The organism is Ruegeria sp. BHSA123, assembly GCF_059613425.1.
The window spans coordinates 92,662-112,119 of the sequence record NZ_JBXWSL010000002.1 but is presented as its reverse complement, the minus strand read 5'-3'; the positions used below and the strand labels follow the sequence as shown (position 1 = coordinate 112,119).

Genomic DNA, 19,458 nt, shown 5'->3' with positions numbered 1-19,458 from the left:
GCGACCTGTCAAGCACCGGCATCTGCTTCCAATCGAAGCACTTCCTCGCGAATGCCGCGCGTTAGGGCATCGGCAAAGCGGTTCAGCCGTTCATTGCGCTGATCTCCTTCATGCCGGACCAGATAGAAACTTCGTGTCAGACTCACTTGATCCGTCAGGATTTTCCGTAGCCCCGGATGGAACGGCAACGTAAAGTCATGTGCCACGCAAACGCCTGTTCCCAAACTGACCTGCCGCAATTGCACCGAGACCGAGTTCGATGCAAGCGCGACACGGTCAACCCCAATATCGTTCAGGTAATCCAGTTCACGGTCAAAGATCATGTCAGGGATGTAACCGATCAACCGGTGCCCCTTGAGGTCAGCGACCGAGTGGATTGGTTCGTGACGTTTCAAATATTCATCGGTCGCGACCATGTGCAGTTTGTAGTCACTGACTTTCTTGACCAAAAGCTGCCCTGCGGTTGGCGCGCTGACGGTCACGGCCATATCGGCCTCGCGACGGGACAGGTTGATCACCCTCGGCAGAGCCAGAATCTGAATATCCAGTTCCGGGTTTGAATCACTGATCCTGGCGCAGACCTGGGGCAACAGGTAATTTGCGCTGCCATCTGGCGCGCCGATCCGGATTTGCCCGCTGAGTGATTTCGTGGATCCTGCCACGGCTCCGGCCGCTGCGCGCATCGCCTCTTCGGCATGCAACCCATGCTCCAACAGGCGCTGCCCTGCCGGTGTCAGGACATAGCCCTGCTGCGACTTGGTGAACAACGCAGAATCCAGCGTCGTTTCCAATCGCGCAACACGTCGCCCCACGGTGGCGGGGTCGATTTTCAGGATACGACCAGCGGAGGAAAGACTTTCCTCGCGCGCCACGGCCAGAAAGACCCGCATATCGTCCCAGTTTGGAGTCACACCGCTTCCTTTTGCATTTTTGCAAAACTCTTTTGAGACATTGCCTCTGTTCGCGGGATTTCTGCAAGCCTATTGTGCGCACAAATCTATCGGAGGAGTTATTGATGCAAGATCTGACCCATTTCCTGAACGGCGAAATGGTCGCCGGTACATCCGGTCGTTTCGACAACGTCTACAACCCGGCAACGGGCGAGGTTCAATACAAGTGCCCGATGGCCAGTGCAGCGGAAACCACGGCGGCGATTGAGGCCGCAGCCGCTGCCCAGCCCGAATGGGGCGCAACCAACCCTCAGAAACGTGCACGTGTCATGATGGCAATGGTCGGCCTGATGAACCGCGACATGGACAAACTGGCCGAGGCACTTAGCCGCGAGCACGGCAAGACCATCCCCGATGCCAAGGGCGACTTGCAGCGTGGTCTGGAGGTGATCGAATACTGCATCGGTGCACCGCAGATGCTGAAGGGTGAGTTTACAGACAGCGCAGGCCCCGGCATCGACATGTATTCCATGCGCCAACCGCTAGGTGTCGTGGGGTCGATCATGCCCTTCAACTTCCCTGCGATGATGCCCCTGTGGCATGTCGGTCCTGCACTGGCCTGCGGTAACGCCGTTGTTCTGAAACCTTCCGAGCGTGACCCCTCGGTTCCGCTGATGCTGGCCGAACTGTTTGTCGAAGCCGGTCTGCCCAAAGGCGTGTTCCAGGTCGTGAATGGCGACAAAGAGGCCGTTGATACGATCCTCGACAGCGAGATCATTCAGGGCGTCAGCTTTGTGGGGTCTACCCCGATCGCGCAGTATATCTATAGCCGCGCCACAGCAAACGGCAAACGCGCGCAGTGTTTTGGTGGTGCCAAGAACCACATGATCGTCATGCCGGACGCCGATCTGGATCAGGCCGCCGACGCGCTGGTCGGTGCCGGGTTTGGCGCAGCTGGCGAACGCTGCATGGCAATCTCTGTTGCGGTTCCCGTTGGTGAAGAAACCGCGGACAAGCTGATCGAAAAGCTGATCCCACGCGTCGAAAAGCTGAAAGTAGGCCCCTACACCGCTGGTGACGATGTCGACATGGGCCCTGTAGTAACAGCAGCCGCAAAAGAGCGTATCCTTGGCCTGATCAATTCGGGTGTCGAGCAAGGCGCAAAGCTGGTTGTCGATAACCGCGACTTCAGCCTGCAAGGTTATGAGGACGGTTTCTTTGTCGGCCCGCACCTGTTTGACCACGTCACTCCGGACATGGACATCTACAAACAAGAGATCTTTGGCCCGGTTCTGTCGACTGTCCGAGCAGGTTCCTACGAAGAGGCGATTGGCCTGGCGATGGACCACGAATACGGCAACGGCACAGCGATCTTTACCCGCGACGGTGACACAGCGCGCGACTTTGCGAGCCGGATCAATATCGGCATGGTGGGTATCAACGTTCCGATCCCCGTTCCGCTGGCTTATCACACTTTTGGTGGTTGGAAAAAATCCATGTTTGGTGATCTGAACCAGCATGGCCCGGACAGCTTCAAGTTCTACACCCGCACCAAAACAGTGACCGCACGTTGGCCGTCCGGCATCAAGGAAGGTGGCGAGTTCAACTTCAAAGCCATGGACTGATTTCTGCCTGCACGACCATGGAACCCGGCCCCATTCAGGGCCGGGTTTTTGCATCTTTCCGCCGACCAGCTTTCAAATTCCCCACGCTCACAAGAAATTCAGGTGCGTCGCTCTGGAAAATTGCGTCCAATGGAAATATCTTGCCGCCAAATACACAGCGAGCAGTGAACTTACCGGAGGCAACCTTGTCCCAATCCCGAATAACCCGTCGTTCCGCCCTGCTAGGCGTTGCATCCCTGATGGCGACCCCCGCCCTTGTTCGGGCACAAAGCACTGATGCTTTCCCGCAAACCGAAGACGCGATCAGCACACAGTTGCCGGTACGGCGCAATGTGTCGTCCTTCTCGCAGCAAAACTGGCAGGACCATTTTGATGAGCTGGGCGTAGGCTGCCTGTTGGCCGACATTACCAGCCGCGCGGTTCACTATTGGGCACCGGATGGCACCTATAAGCTGTACCCCAGCTCTGTTCCCATGAGCGAAGAGCTTACAAAACGCGGCTACACAAAAGTTGTGCGCAAGACCGAGTTTCCAAGCTGGACACCGACTGCCTCGATGCGCGAGCGTGACCCCAGCCTGCCTATTCGGATCGATGGCGGTGATCCCGGAAACCCGCTGGGCACCCGTGCAATGTATTTGGACTGGCCCGCTTACCTGGTTCATGGCACGCATGACACCCGCAAGATCGGCCGGCAGAGTTCGTCTGGCTGTATCGGCCTTTACAACCAGCATGTCGAAGAACTGTATCCGCTGGTTAAGGTCGGCACACAGGTTCGTTTGATCTAATCTACCAGCTCAGAAAAGCAAAAGCCCCGGTCATACGCCGGGGCTTTGATCTCTTTAGGAACAGAGCGTCATTCCGGCAGGATAACAGCGTCGACCACGTGGATCACGCCATTGCTGGCTTCAATGTCTGCCTGTATGACCTTGGCGTCATTCACTTTGACGCCGTTTTTGGCATTCACGCTAAGCCGATCACCCTGAACAGTCAGAACCTTGGCGCGCTTGCCAGCAATGTCGCCGGACATCACTTTGGCTGGTACTACATGGTATGTCAGGATCGATACGAGTTGATCCTTGTTCTCCGGCAACAACAACGTTTCCACCGTGCCTTCGGGTAGTGCGGCAAAGGCTTCGTCTGTTGGGGCAAAGACGGTGAATGGACCTTTTCCTTTCAAGGTATCTACCAAACCTGCGGCTTGAACTGCGGCCACCAACGTGTTGAACGATCCGGCTGCTACAGCGGTATCAACGATATCTGCAGCCTGCGCTTTGAGCGGCATGGCAAATGCAAATGCGGCGGCGGCACCCATAAAAGTACGACGAAACATGGCTGTCTTCTCCTCTCCAGCTTGTTATGGAAAGGGATACGGGGCTTTCGTCACGCCGGATCAGTCTGAGATCATTTTTCTTTTAGCTGCACCCACATGCTTTGCGCGCGACCTTCAGCCAAAAAGGGCAAATCGGCGACGGCATCGGGTCGATCCTGTTGCAAGTAATATCCCGGCCAAAGCATTGAATACGCGCCAGATTGCAGCAAAGCGTGCAGCATGTACTGCTCACCCCAACCCGGGCAATCATAGAAGAACCGCTTGGGGTATTCGTAGGGCAGAAAAACATCGTGCACATGGATCACCACTCCGGGCTTCAGTGTTGGAATGATGCGGCAAAAAAGATGAGCTACGTCGTTGCTCATCCGCACGACGTGGCTGGAATCAATAAACAGGATGTCGCCGGCTTCCAGCTCTGAAAACAGCGCCGGGTCGGCCTCCTCCAGCCGTTTTTGTTCGAACCGATCAACAACATGGGCAATGTCAGCGCGGGGATACGGATCGATTGCCGTAATTGTGGTGTTAAACCCGCCATCGATGACCGCCTGCCGGGTTACTCGGGTCGAGTTACCGCATCCAACCTCGATCACCCGCCGGGGCTGAAAGCGGCGGATCATCAGATACAAGGCATCCGCGTCCGGGCTGTCGTAATAGCCGTTTCCGGTACGATAGCCAGTCTGATTGCGCTCTGGATCCTTCAGCGCCTCTAGCGCATTCTTGTGCATGGCGTATTCACTGGCCAGCTGCGAAATATCAAACCCATCCATCCCCGGGGACAAAGCATAGACGGGGCGCGTCAGACCTCCGGCAGCCTCAAAAGCTTCCAACCGTGTGCGCTCATCCTGTTCGGTGACCTTGTCGACCAGTTTCACACCCAGCTCATCCAGGGCGGCGTTGATCTGCGGGAAATTTCTGGGTTTCAAGTCGCTGGCTCCGTAGTCTTTGCTGCGATGTTCCTTACCTTTGCTAGTCGTTCCTCTGCAAGGACAAGCCGGGCAAACCCTTGGCAAAAAGAAAATTTCCGTATTCACTGATCGAAATAACTACCGCGAGGGCCGCCATGCAGCAGGAATTCACGATCGGGATCGAAGAAGAATACCTTCTTGTAGACCGCGACAGCTTCCAATTGTCCGAAGCCCCCGAAGCGCTGATGGAAGCCTGTCAGAATGATTTCGAAGGTCAGGTCAGCCCCGAATTCCTGCAATGCCAGATTGAAGTCGGCACCCGCCCGCATGCAACCGTTGCTTCGGCGCGCGAGGACCTGAAACGCCTGCGGTCCTGTGTATCAGAACGGGCAGCGGATTATAATCTGTCGCCAATTGCCGTGTCGTGCCACCCTTTCGCAAACTGGAAGGATCAGCATCACACCCGCAAAGAACGCTATGATGCGCTGCAACATGCGCTGGGGGGCGTGGCCCGCCGGATGCTGATCTGCGGAATGCATGTTCATGTCGGGGTTGAAAGCCAAGCATTGCGTTCTGATCTGATGCCGCAATTGTCTTACTTCCTGCCGCATCTTCTGGCGTTGTCCACGTCCTCGCCTTTCTGGAATGGCGAGGATACGGGCCTGTCTTCGTACCGCCTGACTGTCTTTGACAATTTGCCGCGCACTGGTCTGCCGCCGGTCTTTGCAAGCTGGGGCGAATATGAACGCACGACAGGTATTTTGATTGAACTGGGGGTCATTGAAGATACCACTAAGATCTGGTGGGACCTGCGCCCCTCGCATCGCTTTCCAACGCTTGAAACGCGGATTATGGATGTCCAGCCAAGGTTGGAGCACACGCTTTCACTTGCCGCCCTTATTCAGGCGTTGACCAGAATGTTGTGCCGCTTGAAAGATCGCAACTTGCGCTGGCGGCAATATGATCGCTTTCTTATAGGTGAAAACCGCTGGCGCGCACAGCGATATGGTGTGGGCGAAGGATTGATCGACTTCGGCGATCGCTCGATCAAACCCATGTCCGATTTGATCGGTGATCTGATGGGATTGCTGGCCGAAGATGCCGAGGCACTGGGCACAATGTCGGAACTGGCCCGCCTGCGGCAGATTGCCGAAAACGGCACCTCGGCCACACGCCAGCGCCGCGTTCACGCCGAGGCTGCCGCACGAGGAGAAGATCCCGGCAAGGCCGTCGTACGCCACCTGATCGAAGAGTTCCATGCGGATCTTTAGGCACTAACGACAACAGCCCCGTGCCCAGAGCCATTGTTGAACCTGCAAAATTTCTGTAAGAATTCAGAAATAAACAACTGTTCAATTCATTGCCGATGGGAGGGAGCGCCATGGATTTCGCACTCAGCGAGGAACAAACAGCCATTTTCGACATGGCACATGCCTTTGGGCAGGAACATATCGCCCCTTTTGCCCGGCAATGGGAGGCTGATGGAACGATCCCCAAAACCTTATGGCCCCAAATCGGAGAGCTTGGCTTCGGTGCCCTTTACGTGTCCGAGGCCAGCGGTGGGTCAAACCTGACCCGTCTGGATGCAACTCTGGTTTTTGAGGCCCTATCGATGGCCTGCCCGTCGGTCGCGGCGTTCCTGTCGATCCATAATATGTGCGCCAAGATGCTCGACAACTTTGCCGACGATGACCTCAAGGCGCGCATCATGCCCGATGTTCTAAGCTTGAAAACTGTGTTGAGTTATTGCTTGACCGAGCCCGGTTCTGGATCGGATGCGGCAGCGCTGAAAACACGCGCCGAACGGACCAACGAAGGCTATACGCTGAACGGAACAAAGGCCTTCATTTCAGGCGGCGGATATTCCGACGCTTACGTCTGTATGGTGCGTACTGGCCAGGACGGGCCCAAAGGGATTTCGACCGTTTACGTTGAAGACGGCACGCCCGGCCTCAGCTTTGGCGCGCTCGAGCAGAAGATGGGCTGGAAAAGCCAACCCACCGCGCAAGTTCAGTTCGACGATTGCAAGATACCGGCCGGAAACCTTGTGGGCGCGGAAGGTGACGGATTCAAATACGCGATGATGGGGTTGGATGGCGGGCGGCTTAACATTTCTGCCTGCTCGCTTGGGGCCGCTCAGGCTGGGCTGGATATGACGCTGCAATACATGTCCGAACGAAAGGCTTTTGGCCAATCCATCGACCAGTTTCAGGCCCTTCAATTCCGTCTGGCGGATATGGAGATCGAATTGCAGGCCGCGCGTACGTTCCTTCGGCAGGCAGCCTGGAAGCTGGATCAGGGCGCGCCGGATGCCACGAAGTTCTGCGCCATGGCCAAGAAGTTCGTTACCGAGACCGGATCGAAAGTTGTGGACCAGTGCCTGCAATTGCATGGCGGTTATGGCTATCTTGCGGATTACGGCATCGAAAAGCTTGTGCGTGATCTTCGTGTGCACCAGATATTGGAAGGCACGAACGAGATCATGCGTGTGATTGTATCACGCCAATTGCTTGCCAATCGCTGAGGCACCCATGTCAGATATCGATATCCGCACCACAGGCCGTGCCGGGCGTATCACCCTGACCCGTCCTCATGCGCTGAACGCGATGACCTATGACATGTGCATGGCTATCGACACAGCGCTGCGCAACTGGCGCGAGGACGATGAGATTAACCTGATCATCCTGGACGCCGAAGGGGAAAAGGCCTTCTGCGCGGGCGGTGATATTGCTGAACTTTATGAAACCGGCACCAAGGGTGATTTTTCTTACGGTCAGAAATTCTGGCGTGACGAATACCGTCTGAATGCCCTGATCTTCGAATATCCTAAACCGGTCATCAGCTTTCTTCAGGGGTTCGCGATGGGCGGCGGTGTTGGCATCGGATGCCATGGCAGCCATCGCATTGTGGGAGAAAGCGCAAAGATTGCCATGCCAGAATGCTCCATCGGACTGGTGCCGGATGTCGGCGGCTCGTTGATGCTGGCCCTTGCACCTGGACGCGCGGGTGAGTTTCTGGGAACAACGGGCTATCGGATGGGGCCTGCGGATGCGATCTATGCAGGGTTTGCCGACCTTTTCATCCCGCAATCACAATGGTCCGATCTGATCGAGTTGCTCGAAGCCTCTGGAAACGCTGAGCTGTTGGCTGACCACGCCGATACACCGACTGATGGTGAATTGGTGAACTTGAAGGCCCAAATCGATCAGCATTTTTCCGGTGAAACCCTTGGCGACGTTCTGAACAGTCTGCGCAGCGACGACAGTGAGTTTTCGGCGAAAACTCTGGGCATGCTGAGGAAAAACGCGCCGCTTTCCGTGGCTTGCACAATCGAGGTTCTTCATCGCCTGCGCTCCCCATCTCTGAGCATACGCCGAGCTCTGGAGATGGAGTATCGTTTCACCCACCGCGCGATGGAGCATGGCGATTTTCTGGAAGGCATCCGCGCGCAGATCATCGACAAGGATCGCAATCCGAACTGGCAGTTTCCTGACATGAACGTCCCTCTGGTGGCCGTGTCGAAAATGCTGCAGCCACTGGGTGCGGACGCCCTGACTTTCGAAGAGGATTAAGAGATGCAAATCGGTTTCATCGGACTGGGAAACATGGGCGCGCCAATGGCGGCCAATCTTGCAAAAGCCGGTCATCAGGTTATTGGCTTTGACACAGCAGGCGTGACGGTTGAAGGGGTAACTCAGGCCGCAACCGCTTCGGAAGCTGTTGCAACGGCCGATGCTGTCATCACGATGCTGCCAAACGGTGCGATTCTGAGGGCTGTTGCCGATCAGATCATTCCCGCAATGGCACAAGGTACCGTGCTGATCGATTGCTCGACAGTTGATGTGGAAAGCGCGCGGGCGGTTGCCGATCAGGCCATCAACGCCGGACTGTTGTCCGTAGACGCGCCGGTTTCAGGCGGCATCGGTGGTGCTGCGGCTGGCACGCTGACCTTTATGGCTGGCGGATCAGAAGCCGCGTTTGCCAAGGCATCCCCTCTGTTCGACATCATGGGGCAGAAAGCTGTTCACTGTGGTGAGGCCGGTTCCGGTCAGGCTGCCAAGATCTGCAATAACATGATCCTTGGTGTCACCATGATTGCAACCTGTGAAGCCTTCGCATTGGCCGACAAGCTGGGTCTGGACCGGCAAAAGATGTTTGACGTGGTAAGTACGTCGTCCGGATACAGCTGGACGATGAACGCCTATTGCCCTGCCCCCGGTGTCGGCCCGCAAAGCCCTGCGGACAATGGGTACGCCCCCGGTTTCGCGGCCGAACTGATGCTGAAGGACCTGCGCCTCAGCCAGCAGGCGGCAGAGAGTGCAGATGCAGATACGCCAATGGGTCAGGTTGCCACCGCGCTTTATGAGCAATTTGTCGAGAACGAAGATGGCAAGGGACGCGATTTCAGTGCCATGCTGCCACGGTTCGAAAAGCGCGGGCGTGACTAAGACAACTGGCGGCATCTTGCCCAACGATTTGACAGATGCTGGGCAAGCGACCATCTAGGCAGTCATGAACAAAAGGCCCCGGCTGGCCAAATCGCAAAGGAAGGCGACATGACGAGATTTTTGGTGACGACGGCAACTCTGGCGGCTTTGGCCCTTTCCCCGGTTGCCGCGGTTGCAAAGAACAAGGCCGGGCATTGCCCTCCGGGTCTGGCCAAGAAATCCGTTCCCTGTGTACCGCCGGGACAGGCAAAGAAAATCTATCGCGATGGTGACTTCATTACCAACGATTACCGCTGGATCAATGACCCCTATCGCTATGGGTTGAACCGAAACTACTCATATGTCCGTGCAGGTGACTACGTGTACCGGGTCGACCCCGAGACACGCAAAGTATTGAACCTGATTGGTGCGATCGCAGATATCCTGAACTGAGGCCGCGTCTAGGCACTTATTCTGCCGCGACGCGCGCCCCTTTCAGCATCGGCTTCAGGTATCGCCCGGTGTGGCTGCGTTCAACATCGGCTATGTCTTCTGGTGTTCCGGTGGCGACGATTTCGCCACCGCCATCACCACCTTCAGGTCCAATGTCGATGATATGATCCGCAGTTTTGACCACATCCAGATTATGTTCAATCACCACCACAGTATTGCCCTGATCGACAAGTTCGTGCAGCACTTCCAACAGCTTGCGCACATCTTCGAAATGCAGACCTGTTGTCGGTTCGTCGAGAATATAGAGCGTTCGCCCGGTTGAACGCTTCGACAGTTCCTTAGACAGCTTTACCCGCTGCGCCTCGCCACCTGACAACGTTGTGGCTTGTTGACCCACCTTGATATAGCCAAGACCCACACGAGCAAGGGCGTCCATCCTGTCCCGGATTGACGGCACGGCCTTGAAGAACTCCTGCGCATCTTCCACTGTCATATCAAGCACATCCGCGATGGATTTGCCCTTGAACTTGATCTCAAGCGTCTCGCGGTTATACCGCGCGCCTTTGCAGGTTTCGCAAGTCACGTAGACATCCGGCAGAAAGTGCATCTCGATCTTGATGACACCGTCACCCTGACATGCCTCGCACCGCCCGCCTTTGACGTTAAAGCTGAAGCGACCCGGTTTGTATCCGCGTGCCTTAGCCTCGGGCAGACCGGCAAACCAATCTCGGATCGGGGTGAAGGCGCCAGTATAAGTCGCCGGGTTTGAACGCGGCGTTCGCCCAATGGGTCGCTGGTCGATGTCGATGACCTTATCGAGGTGTTCCAGCCCCTTGATGGTTTCACAGGGTGCTGGTGTCTGACGTGCTCCGTTCAGCCGCATTGACGCGGTTTTGAACAATGTCTCGATGGTGAGGGTGGATTTACCCCCGCCAGACACTCCGGTGACACAAACGAATTTGCCCAAGGGGAATTCGGCTGTGACATTCTTCAGGTTGTTGCCTGTGGCCTTGACCACCGTGACTTTCTGCTTCTTGCCTTTACGGCGCTGTACCGGAACTGCGATTTCACGCGTTCCTGCAAGGTACTGCCCGGTAATGGAGGCCGCATCCGCCGCGATTTGCGCAGGCGTTCCATGACTGACCACCTGCCCGCCATGTACACCTGCTCCCGGACCGATATCGAAAACATAGTCAGCTTCACGGATGGCTTCCTCGTCATGTTCTACAACGATCACCGTATTGCCCTGATCCCTCAGGTTCTTGAGCGTACCCAGAAGCCGGTCATTGTCTCGCTGATGCAGCCCGATCGAAGGCTCATCCAAAACATAGAGAACCCCGGTCAGCCCCGAGCCGATCTGACTGGCCAGACGAATACGCTGGCTCTCGCCACCTGACAGTGTTCCGCTTGAACGGGACAGCGTAAGATATTCCAAACCAACGTTATTCAGGAAACCGAGTCGCTCGCGAATCTCCTTGAGAATGGCGCGGGCAATTTCGTTTTTCTGGGCGCTCAGGTGGTTGGGCGCGTCTTCGATCCACGCCAAAGCCTCACGGATCGACATCTGCACCACCTGCCCCACATGCAGCCCGGCGATCTTTACCGCCAGCGCTTCGGCCCGAAGCCTGTAACCTTCGCAGGCGCCGCAGGGACGATTGTTTTGATATCGTTCAAATTCCTCACGAATCCATGCGCTGTCGGTTTCGCGGTACCGGCGTTCCATATTCGGGATCACGCCTTCAAAACTGCGGGTCACCTGATAGACGCGCCCACCTTCATCGTACCGGAACTGAATTTCATCATCCCCGGACCCACGCAGAAAGACCTCCTGCACATTATAAGGCAGGTCTTTCCAGGGCGTGTTCTTGTCAAACTCGTAATGGCGCGCAATGGCCTCGATTGTTTGTAGGAAATAAGGGGATTTACCCTTGCGCCACGGTGCCAAAGCACCATCGTAGAGTTTCAGCGTCTGGTCCGGCACCACCAGGCGTTCATCGAAAAACAACTCAACTCCAAGACCGTCACAATCCGGGCAGGCACCGAAGGGCGCGTTGAACGAAAACAGGCGTGGTTCGATTTCGGGAATGGTGAAACCGCTGACCGGGCAGGCAAAATTCTCGCTGAATGTGATGCGTTCCGGATCACCCACACGCGGGGCAGTTTCCAATATGGCAATCCCGTCCGCCAGATCCAGAGCGGTGCGCAGGCTGTCGGCCAGGCGCGTTTCCATACCTTCCCGCACAACCAGTCGATCAACAACCACATCGATATCGTGACGGAATTTCTTATCCAATACAGGCGGTTGATCCAGTTCGTAGAACTCTCCGTCCACCTTGACGCGCTGGAAACCCTGTTTGCGCAGCTCCAGGAATTCTTTTTTGTACTCACCCTTCCGATCGCGCACGATGGGGGCCAGAAGATAACCGCGCGTACCGTCTTCCATTGTCATGATCCGGTCGACCATGTCCTGCACCTGCTGCGCCTCAATCGGTTGCCCGGTGGCTGGGCTGTAGGGCGTTCCGGCGCGGGCAAACAGCAGACGCAGATAGTCATAGATCTCGGTCACCGTGCCCACAGTTGAACGCGGGTTCTTGGACGTCGTCTTTTGTTCAATCGAAATTGCCGGAGACAGGCCGCTGATATGATCGACATCCGGTTTTTCCATCATATCCAGGAACTGCCGGGCATAGGCCGAAAGGCTTTCGACATACCGGCGCTGGCCTTCTGCATAGATGGTGTCAAACGCCAATGAGGACTTCCCCGAACCCGACAATCCAGTTATGACCACCAACTGATCCCGAGGGATATCAACGTCTATACCTTTGAGGTTATGTTCGCGCGCGCCGCGCACCTCGATATTCTTCAGCTCAGCCATATGCGGCCCCCAACAAACAAGTGGTTAAGAGATAGGCGAGCCAGACCAAGACTCCAACAGAAAAGTTAGAACATTTAGTGAACAGTCGAATTTTCGCCGATCAAAACCTGCAATGAACACAGGATTGACTAAAGGTGCCTAAAAAGGCGCAACCCTTGATCTGTTAGAGGAGGAAAATGGCGCGGTTGACGGGGCTCGAACCCGCGACCCCCGGCGTGACAGGCCGGTACTCTAACCAACTGAGCTACAACCGCGCATCTATTTTCGTGGCCTTTAACCTGGACCAAGGATGGCAGCGATGGCGCGGTTGACGGGGCTCGAACCCGCGACCCCCGGCGTGACAGGCCGGTACTCTAACCAACTGAGCTACAACCGCCCGCTGCAAGTTCATTGCTGAACGTTTGGGTGTATTATGGCTACGCTCGGGCAGCGTCAAGCGGCGTTTTCAAGTTTTTTGTCAAATTCCAGGTTTTTGTATACGGCGCGATTTTTTGCGGATGCCGCGGGTTCTATTTCCCTTGCAGCCAACCTTCGGGAAAGATATCACCCCGTCCCATGGGTGATTAGCTCAGTGGTAGAGCGCTTCGTTCACATCGAAGATGTCAGCGGTTCAAATCCGTTATCACCCACCATTTTCAAAGCTCGCCGATGCCCAAAATGATACACTGGTTTCATCCAGCGTTTTGGCGCTGCATGTTGCAGTTTTCACTACATCCCTCGACAAATAAAGGCGAAGCTATTGCTTCGCCTTTATTTGATTTTCCAAAGACTTAATGCGCGGTTGCGGAAGGTCCGGTATTACCGGTTGACGCGGCCGCCGCTGCTGCGGCCTCTTCCGCGGCTTCATCCCACTCGATCGGTTCAGGTTTGCGCACCAATGCGTGTTCCAGAACTTCCGAGACATGTTTGACCGGGATGATCTTCAGCCCTTCTTTGACGTTGTCCGGGATATCCGCGAGATCCTTTTCATTCTCTTCCGGGATCAGAACGGTCTTTATCCCACCACGCAGCGCGGCCAGTAGTTTTTCTTTCAATCCACCAATCGGCATCGCATTCCCGCGCAGTGAGACTTCGCCGGTCATCGCGATGTCTTTCCGAACCGGAATACCGGTCAGAACCGAGACAATCGACGTGACCATGGCCAGACCTGCCGATGGGCCATCCTTGGGTGTCGCGCCATCCGGCACGTGAACGTGAATGTCGATCTTGTCAAACTGCGGCGGCTTTACCCCGATCTGAGGTGAAATCGAACGCACATAGGACGAAGCGGCGTCGATGGATTCCTTCATCACATCGCCCAGCTTACCGGTCGTCTTCATCCGCCCTTTGCCGGGCAGTTTCAACGCTTCGATATGCAGCAGGTCGCCACCCACTGACGTCCAGGCAAGACCGGTGACAACACCAACCTGATCGTCCTGCTCGGCCAGACCGTAACGGAATTTCGGCACGCCCAGGAAATCTTGCAGGTTTTCGGGTGTAACCTTAACGGTTTCTGCATCCTTCTTGATGATCTTGGTCAGCGACTTGCGCGCGACCTTGGCGATTTCACGTTCAAGGTTCCGTACACCCGCCTCGCGGGTATAGGTGCGGATGATCTTTTGCAGCGCCTCATCGGTCAGTTCGAATTCCTTGGCTTTCAAACCATGGTTCTTGACCTGTTTGCTGATCAGGTGCTGCTTGGCGATCTCACGCTTTTCGTCCTCTGTGTAACCGGCCAACGGGATGATCTCCATCCGGTCAAGCAAAGGCCCGGGCATGTTGTAGCTGTTCGATGTGGTCAGGAACATCACGTTGGACAGGTCATATTCAACCTCAAGATAATGGTCCATGAACGTGTTGTTCTGTTCCGGGTCCAGCACCTCAAGCATCGCGGATGCTGGGTCGCCCCGGAAATCCTGTCCCATCTTGTCGATTTCATCCAACAAAATCAGCGGGTTCGTGGTCTTCGCCTTTTTCAACGCCTGAATGATTTTGCCGGGCATGGAGCCGATATAGGTCCGACGATGGCCCCGGATCTCGGATTCGTCTCGAACACCACCCAGTGAGATGCGAATGAACTCACGCCCGGTAGCTTTGGCAACCGACTTACCCAGCGAGGTCTTGCCCACGCCCGGAGGGCCGACAAGGCAAAGAATCGGCCCTTTCAGCTTTTTCGAGCGCTGCTGAACCGCGAGGTATTCAACGATCCGTTCCTTGACCTTCTCAAGCCCATAGTGGTCCGCGTCCAGAATCTCCTGCGCGCGGCCCAGATCCTTTTTGACACGGGATTTAGTGCCCCAAGGCAGAGCAAGAATCCAATCCAGATAGTTGCGCACAACTGTGGCTTCGGCCGACATAGGTGACATGTTCTTGAGCTTCTTAAGCTCACCCTCGGCCTTTTCCCGCGCTTCTTTCGACAGCTTGGTTTCGGCGATTTTGGCTTCCAGTTCAGCAACTTCGTTGCTGCCGTCCTCGCCATCGCCAAGTTCCCTCTGAATGGCCTTCATCTGCTCATTCAGATAATACTCACGCTGCGTCTTCTCCATCTGGGATTTGACACGGGTCTTGATCTTCTTCTCGACCTGCAGAACAGACATCTCGCCCTGCATCAGGCCATAGACCTTCTCAAGCCGCTCGCTGACGCTGAGGGTTTCCAGAAGCTCCTGCTTTTGTTCGACTTCTATGCCCAGATGCCCGGACACAAGGTCGGCCAGCTTCGCAGGCTCGGTGGTATCGCCTACTGCGGTCAGTGCCTCTTCGGGGATGTTCTTGCGCACTTTGGCGTAACGCTCGAACTCGTCCGCGACAGTGCGCAACAGCGCTTCGGTCGTGGTGACGTCGCCGGGAATTTCGGTCAGGTATTCCGCGCGGGCTTCGAAGAACTCTTCGTTCTCCAGAAACTCGGTGATCTGAACGCGCGCCTGCCCCTCGACCAGCACTTTCACCGTGCCATCGGGCAGCTTCAGAAGTTGCAGCACATTGGCCAAAACGCCGGTGCGGTAGATGCCTTCTTCATCCGGATCGTCAACGCCGGGATCGATCTGGCTGGACAACAGAATTTGCTTGTCATCCTGCATCACCTCTTCCAGCGCGCGGACTGATTTGTCACGGCCTACGAAAAGCGGCACGATCATATGTGGGAACACCACAATATCGCGCAGCGGCAGGACGGGGTAGGAGGAATTCAGAGGCTCTTGCATGCTCTATCCTTATCGTTGGCAAGACGGAACTTGTCCCTCATCGAGGCAACATTTGTCCGTCTCCTGTCTTGGACGATAAAGGTGGGGCCTCATCGCCCATTTTCAACCTTACCGCCATGTATCACCAATCAGAATGAACCGAGGTTTGGCGGACTGCAAGGCGTGCCGGGAACATATCCACCAAAATAGTAGAATACGCCCCGGTCTTGCGCGATCAGTCGCCAGAAAACAGCCCGGCTGCGCAGAACTGCCAGTTTTAGCCTCGGAGGGGGCGAAACATCACAGCGGTTCGATATCCCCCTGCGCGCGTAGCGCGTGGAAATCAGCCTGCCAGGCTTCGAACGCACCATCCGCAATCGCGTCGCGCATTCCGGCCATGATCTCCTGAAAATAATGCAGATTATGCCATGTCAGCAACATGCCGGAAATCATCTCATTCGCGCGGAACACGTGGTGCAGGTAGGCGCGGGAATAATTCGAACAAGCCGGGCAAGTGCAGTGTTCGTCCAGCGGCCGCGGATCGTCTGCGTGACGGGCATTCTTGATGTTCACCACGCCGTAGCGGGTGAAAACCTGCCCTGTACGCCCAGACCGCGAGGGCAACACGCAGTCCATCATGTCGATCCCGCGGGCAACAGCACCGACGATATCGTCGGGCTTGCCGACGCCCATCAGATAGCGCGGCTTGTCCGATGGTAGGAAATCGGGGGCATAATCGAGGCAAGAAAACATGGCCTCCTGCCCTTCGCCTACCGCCAAACCCCCAACTGCATAGCCCTCGAAACCGATAGATTTCAACGCCTCGGCGCTTTCTTCGCGCAGGTCTTTTTCCAGCCCACCTTGCATGATGCCAAAAAGCGCATGCCCCGGACGATCGCCAAACGCATCGCGCGACCGTTCGGCCCATCGCATCGACAGGCGCATTGACTCGGCAATGCGGTCACGATCCGCTGGCAGCGCAGGGCATTCATCGAAACACATGACAATGTCCGAGCCCAACAGGCGCTGGATCTCCATCGACCGTTCCGGCGTCAATTCGTGCTTTGATCCGTCGATATGAGATTTGAAGGTCACGCCCTTTTCAGTCAGCTTGCGCAAACCGGCCAGCGACATGACCTGAAATCCGCCGGAATCTGTCAGAATGGGCCGATCCCAGTTCATGAACTTATGCAGTCCACCCAGTCGATCAATACGCTCAGCGGTCGGGCGCAGCATCAGGTGATAGGTGTTCCCCAGCAGGATGTCTGCCCCCGTCGCGCGAACGCTTTCCGGCATCATCGCCTTGACCGTTGCCGCAGTGCCAACCGGCATAAAGGCAGGCGTTCGCACGTCGCCGCGCGGTGTGCTGATCACTCCGGTCCTGGCTTTGCCGTCTGTTGCCTTCAGATCAAAAGAAAACTGTTGGGTCATGTCATCCCTCGGGTCGCCGAACCGGGCAGGCTTTGCCCGATCCGTTTGGTCTTTGCAACCCGTCAGGGTAGCAAGGCAACACGGTCTGTAAACAGTTGAACAACCCCTGCCCCGTCGACGTCGCGGCAGACCCGAACTGAGGGACGTTCCGGATCAGGTCGCGTCGCCCCCTTCTGGTCGCCTTCGGTGACAACCCGCAGACCCGTTTCGACCATGTCAAACATGGCACCATGAGAACAAGCGATCACAGCCGTCGAATCGTGCAGGCCGCAGCCTTCCAGACCCCCGACATCCTTGTAGAACTTCAGGTAAAAGCGAGAGATATCGCGCAGAAAGGACCCCATGTCAGGTGATCGCATTGCCAGGCTTTCGAAATCCGCAGTCTCGTAGAGCGTTTTCAGCGTGACATCCAAGCCGACAAGTACCGTATCCGGCGGTGTGGCAAAGACCTCTTCAGCCGCAATAGCATCATGGTAGATGTTTGCCTCGGCATGGTTGGTTATATTGCCCGGGCAGTACACAGCGCCGCCCATGATAACCAAACGCCCCAGATTGTCGGCGAATTCCGGATCCAGACGAATGGCGTTGGCGACGTTGGTTAGAGGGCCCACGGCGCAAACCACCAGTTCTTTCTTATGGGTTCGTGCCATGTCGACCAGAAATTCAGCAGCTGGCAGGGCGTGGTTACTTCCAATCTCGGGAATGTCAGTCAGGTCACCGAATCCTTCGGGACCATGCACATGTTCGGATGGCGAATGCGCATCGGCACCCAATGCAACGGCAGCCCCTTCAGCGACAGGCAGATCCAGACCCAGTTTATCAAGCAGGAACCGGGCATTGCGGCTGGATTGATGTACATGCGTGTTTCCAAACACCGTGGTCAGGCCGATCAGCTCGATCTCGGGTGCTGCAGCGGCATAGGCGATTGCCATGGCATCATCGATGCCAGGATCTGTATCGATTATCAGTTTCATCCCCGCCCGATACCGCAAACAATTAGGGATGCAAAGCGGTCACAGCACGATTTTTCGATACAGCGTTTCATTATCGAGGCATTTGCATGGGACTGCTTTCCCCTCATACCAGAGTTGAAATCGAGCGACTCAATCGCCACATGTATACTATAGTACACAAAAACAAGAGGACAGTATGACCGAAGACCAAATCATCGGATTGCTTTCGTCAAACATCATTTACCTGCTGGCCGCGGTGCTGGTAATTGTTATCATTTTCAAGGGCATCAAGATTGTGCCTCAGTCCGAAAAATATGTGGTTGAACGGTTTGGGCGCCTGCATTCCGTGCTTGGCCCCGGCATCAACTTTATCGTTCCGCTGCTGGACATTGCGCGCCACAAGATCTCGATCCTGGAACGCCAACTGCCAAACGCGACGCAGGACGCAATCACCAAGGACAACGTTTTGGTGCAGATCGATACATCGGTCTTCTACCGTATTCTCGAACCTGAAAAGACGGTCTACCGAATCCGCGACGTTGATGGCGCGATTGCTACCACTGTCGCCGGGATCGTTCGCGCCGAGATCGGTAAAATGGATTTGGATGAGGTCCAGTCGAACCGGTCCCAACTGATCACGCGTATTCAGGAAAGCGTTGAAACCGCTGTCGATGACTGGGGCATCGAAGTCACCCGCGCCGAGATTCTGGACGTAAATCTGGATCAGGCCACCCGTGACGCCATGCTGCAACAGCTGAACGCCGAACGCGCCCGTCGTGCGCAGGTGACAGAAGCCGAGGGCAAAAAGCGCGCAGTCGAGCTGCATGCCGACGCCGAGCTTTATGCGGCGGAACAAACCGCCAAGGCGCGGCGCATTCAGGCCGAAGCCGAAGCTTATGCCACAGGTGTGGTCGCCAAGGCCATTCAGGATAACGGCATTGAAGCGGCCCAGTATCAGGTTGCCTTGAAGCAGGTTGAAGCCCTGAATGCGCTTGGAAACGGTACTGGCAAGCAAACTATTGTTGTGCCTGCCAACGCACTGGAAGCCTTTGGTGACGCATTCAAGATGTTAAAAGGAGGAAAATGATGGCAGACCCCTTCTGGTTGACCTGGTGGATCTGGCTCGCCGCCGCATTGGCGCTGGGTATCCTTGAGATTGTCCTGCCAGGGTTCATTTTTCTGGGCTTTGCAATCGGGGCCGCAGTCACGGGCCTTATCCTTGCCGTATCCGGTATGGCTCTGTCTTTGAATGTGTTGGCGTTGATCTTCGCAGTGATGTCACTGATTGCGTGGCTTGTTTTGCGGAAACTGTTTGCATTGCCGCAAGGTCAGGTCAAAACCTTCAACCACGACATCAACGACTAAATTGCCGCGGCGCCCCAATCGGCGCCGCCGCCCTACTGGACGCTGT

At 56.0% G+C, this 19,458-nt stretch carries 16 protein-coding genes and 3 tRNA genes; 10 read left to right on the top strand and 9 right to left on the bottom strand.

Features of this window, described 5'->3' with window-relative positions; all coding sequences use genetic code 11:
* Positions 1–8 precede the first annotated feature (8 nt).
* Positions 9–890, bottom strand: a complete 882-nt coding sequence (locus AC2FNC_RS01615) for a LysR family transcriptional regulator (protein ID WP_496714516.1) — start codon at positions 888–890, stop codon at positions 9–11.
* 125 nt (positions 891–1,015) lie between these two features.
* Here AC2FNC_RS01615 and AC2FNC_RS01610 point away from each other — a divergent pair, with 125 nt between their 5' ends.
* Positions 1,016–2,515 (top strand): CoA-acylating methylmalonate-semialdehyde dehydrogenase, encoded by a 1,500-nt coding sequence (locus AC2FNC_RS01610; RefSeq protein WP_209596112.1) that lies wholly within the window; start codon positions 1,016–1,018, stop codon positions 2,513–2,515.
* Between the two features lie 239 nt (positions 2,516–2,754).
* Positions 2,755–3,300 (top strand): L,D-transpeptidase, encoded by a 546-nt coding sequence (locus AC2FNC_RS01605; protein ID WP_480517736.1) that lies wholly within the window; start codon positions 2,755–2,757, stop codon positions 3,298–3,300.
* A 68-nt stretch (positions 3,301–3,368) separates the two neighbouring features.
* On the opposite strand, the gene AC2FNC_RS01600 is transcribed toward AC2FNC_RS01605, so the two are convergent.
* Together AC2FNC_RS01600 and AC2FNC_RS01595 are read right to left on the bottom strand one after the other, a co-directional pair.
* Positions 3,369–3,845, bottom strand: coding sequence for a fasciclin domain-containing protein (locus tag AC2FNC_RS01600; RefSeq protein ID WP_480516897.1), 477 nt, complete (start codon positions 3,843–3,845; stop codon positions 3,369–3,371).
* Positions 3,846–3,916: 71 nt separating this feature from the next.
* The gene (locus tag AC2FNC_RS01595; protein ID WP_496714467.1) at positions 3,917–4,768 is read right to left on the bottom strand and encodes a class I SAM-dependent methyltransferase; all 852 of its coding nucleotides are present in this window, start codon (positions 4,766–4,768) and stop codon (positions 3,917–3,919) included.
* A 137-nt stretch (positions 4,769–4,905) separates the two neighbouring features.
* Between AC2FNC_RS01595 and AC2FNC_RS01590 the strand changes: the two genes are divergently transcribed.
* From AC2FNC_RS01590 to AC2FNC_RS01570, 5 genes are all read left to right on the top strand, one after another.
* On the top strand, positions 4,906–6,021 hold the full coding sequence (locus AC2FNC_RS01590) for a carboxylate-amine ligase (protein WP_496714465.1): 1,116 nt from the start codon (positions 4,906–4,908) through the stop codon (positions 6,019–6,021).
* A 110-nt stretch (positions 6,022–6,131) separates the two neighbouring features.
* A complete protein-coding gene (locus AC2FNC_RS01585; RefSeq protein ID WP_480564935.1) occupies positions 6,132–7,274 on the top strand; it encodes an acyl-CoA dehydrogenase family protein in 1,143 nt (380 codons plus the stop codon).
* 7 nt (positions 7,275–7,281) lie between these two features.
* Positions 7,282–8,322 carry a 3-hydroxyisobutyryl-CoA hydrolase gene (locus tag AC2FNC_RS01580; RefSeq protein ID WP_496714463.1) on the top strand — a complete coding sequence of 347 codons (1,041 nt, stop codon included), beginning with the start codon at positions 7,282–7,284 and terminating at the stop codon, positions 8,320–8,322.
* A 3-nt stretch (positions 8,323–8,325) separates the two neighbouring features.
* Positions 8,326–9,198, top strand: a complete 873-nt coding sequence (mmsB, locus tag AC2FNC_RS01575) for a 3-hydroxyisobutyrate dehydrogenase (RefSeq protein ID WP_496714461.1) — start codon at positions 8,326–8,328, stop codon at positions 9,196–9,198.
* Positions 9,199–9,306: 108 nt separating this feature from the next.
* Complete coding sequence (locus AC2FNC_RS01570; RefSeq protein WP_209504052.1) at positions 9,307–9,630, top strand: hypothetical protein; 324 nt, start codon at positions 9,307–9,309, stop codon at positions 9,628–9,630.
* Between the two features lie 16 nt (positions 9,631–9,646).
* Here AC2FNC_RS01570 and uvrA read toward each other — a convergent pair whose 3' ends face one another.
* The 3 genes from uvrA to AC2FNC_RS01555 all read right to left on the bottom strand — a co-directional run bounded on the left by uvrA (position 9,647) and on the right by AC2FNC_RS01555 (position 12,881).
* Entirely contained in the window at positions 9,647–12,505 is a 2,859-nt protein-coding gene (gene uvrA / locus AC2FNC_RS01565) for an excinuclease ABC subunit UvrA (RefSeq protein WP_480516887.1), read from the bottom strand.
* Between the two features lie 177 nt (positions 12,506–12,682).
* Positions 12,683–12,759 (bottom strand) — tRNA-Asp (locus tag AC2FNC_RS01560).
* 45 nt (positions 12,760–12,804) lie between these two features.
* A tRNA-Asp gene (locus tag AC2FNC_RS01555) sits at positions 12,805–12,881 on the bottom strand.
* Positions 12,882–13,062: 181 nt separating this feature from the next.
* Between AC2FNC_RS01555 and AC2FNC_RS01550 the strand changes: the two genes are divergently transcribed.
* A tRNA-Val gene (locus AC2FNC_RS01550) sits at positions 13,063–13,137 on the top strand.
* A 138-nt stretch (positions 13,138–13,275) separates the two neighbouring features.
* Here AC2FNC_RS01550 and lon read toward each other — a convergent pair.
* The 3 genes from lon to AC2FNC_RS01535 form a co-directional block, all read right to left on the bottom strand.
* Positions 13,276–15,684 carry an endopeptidase La gene (gene lon, locus AC2FNC_RS01545; RefSeq protein WP_480472539.1) on the bottom strand — a complete coding sequence of 803 codons (2,409 nt, stop codon included), beginning with the start codon at positions 15,682–15,684 and terminating at the stop codon, positions 13,276–13,278.
* Between the two features lie 279 nt (positions 15,685–15,963).
* The gene (gene tgt, locus AC2FNC_RS01540; RefSeq protein ID WP_496714458.1) at positions 15,964–17,094 is read right to left on the bottom strand and encodes a tRNA guanosine(34) transglycosylase Tgt; all 1,131 of its coding nucleotides are present in this window, start codon (positions 17,092–17,094) and stop codon (positions 15,964–15,966) included.
* 62 nt (positions 17,095–17,156) lie between these two features.
* Positions 17,157–18,068, bottom strand: coding sequence for a nucleoside hydrolase (locus AC2FNC_RS01535; protein WP_496714457.1), 912 nt, complete (start codon positions 18,066–18,068; stop codon positions 17,157–17,159).
* A 175-nt stretch (positions 18,069–18,243) separates the two neighbouring features.
* On the opposite strand from AC2FNC_RS01535, the gene AC2FNC_RS01530 reads away from it, so the two are divergent.
* Together AC2FNC_RS01530 and AC2FNC_RS01525 are read left to right on the top strand one after the other, a co-directional pair.
* Positions 18,244–19,134: an SPFH domain-containing protein gene (locus AC2FNC_RS01530; RefSeq protein WP_480472533.1), complete on the top strand. Its 891-nt coding sequence runs from the start codon at positions 18,244–18,246 to the stop codon at positions 19,132–19,134.
* A complete protein-coding gene (locus AC2FNC_RS01525; protein ID WP_480516877.1) occupies positions 19,134–19,412 on the top strand; it encodes an NfeD family protein in 279 nt (92 codons plus the stop codon). The genes AC2FNC_RS01530 and AC2FNC_RS01525 overlap by 1 nt, the downstream gene beginning before the upstream one ends.
* Positions 19,413–19,458: the final 46 nt, after the last annotated feature.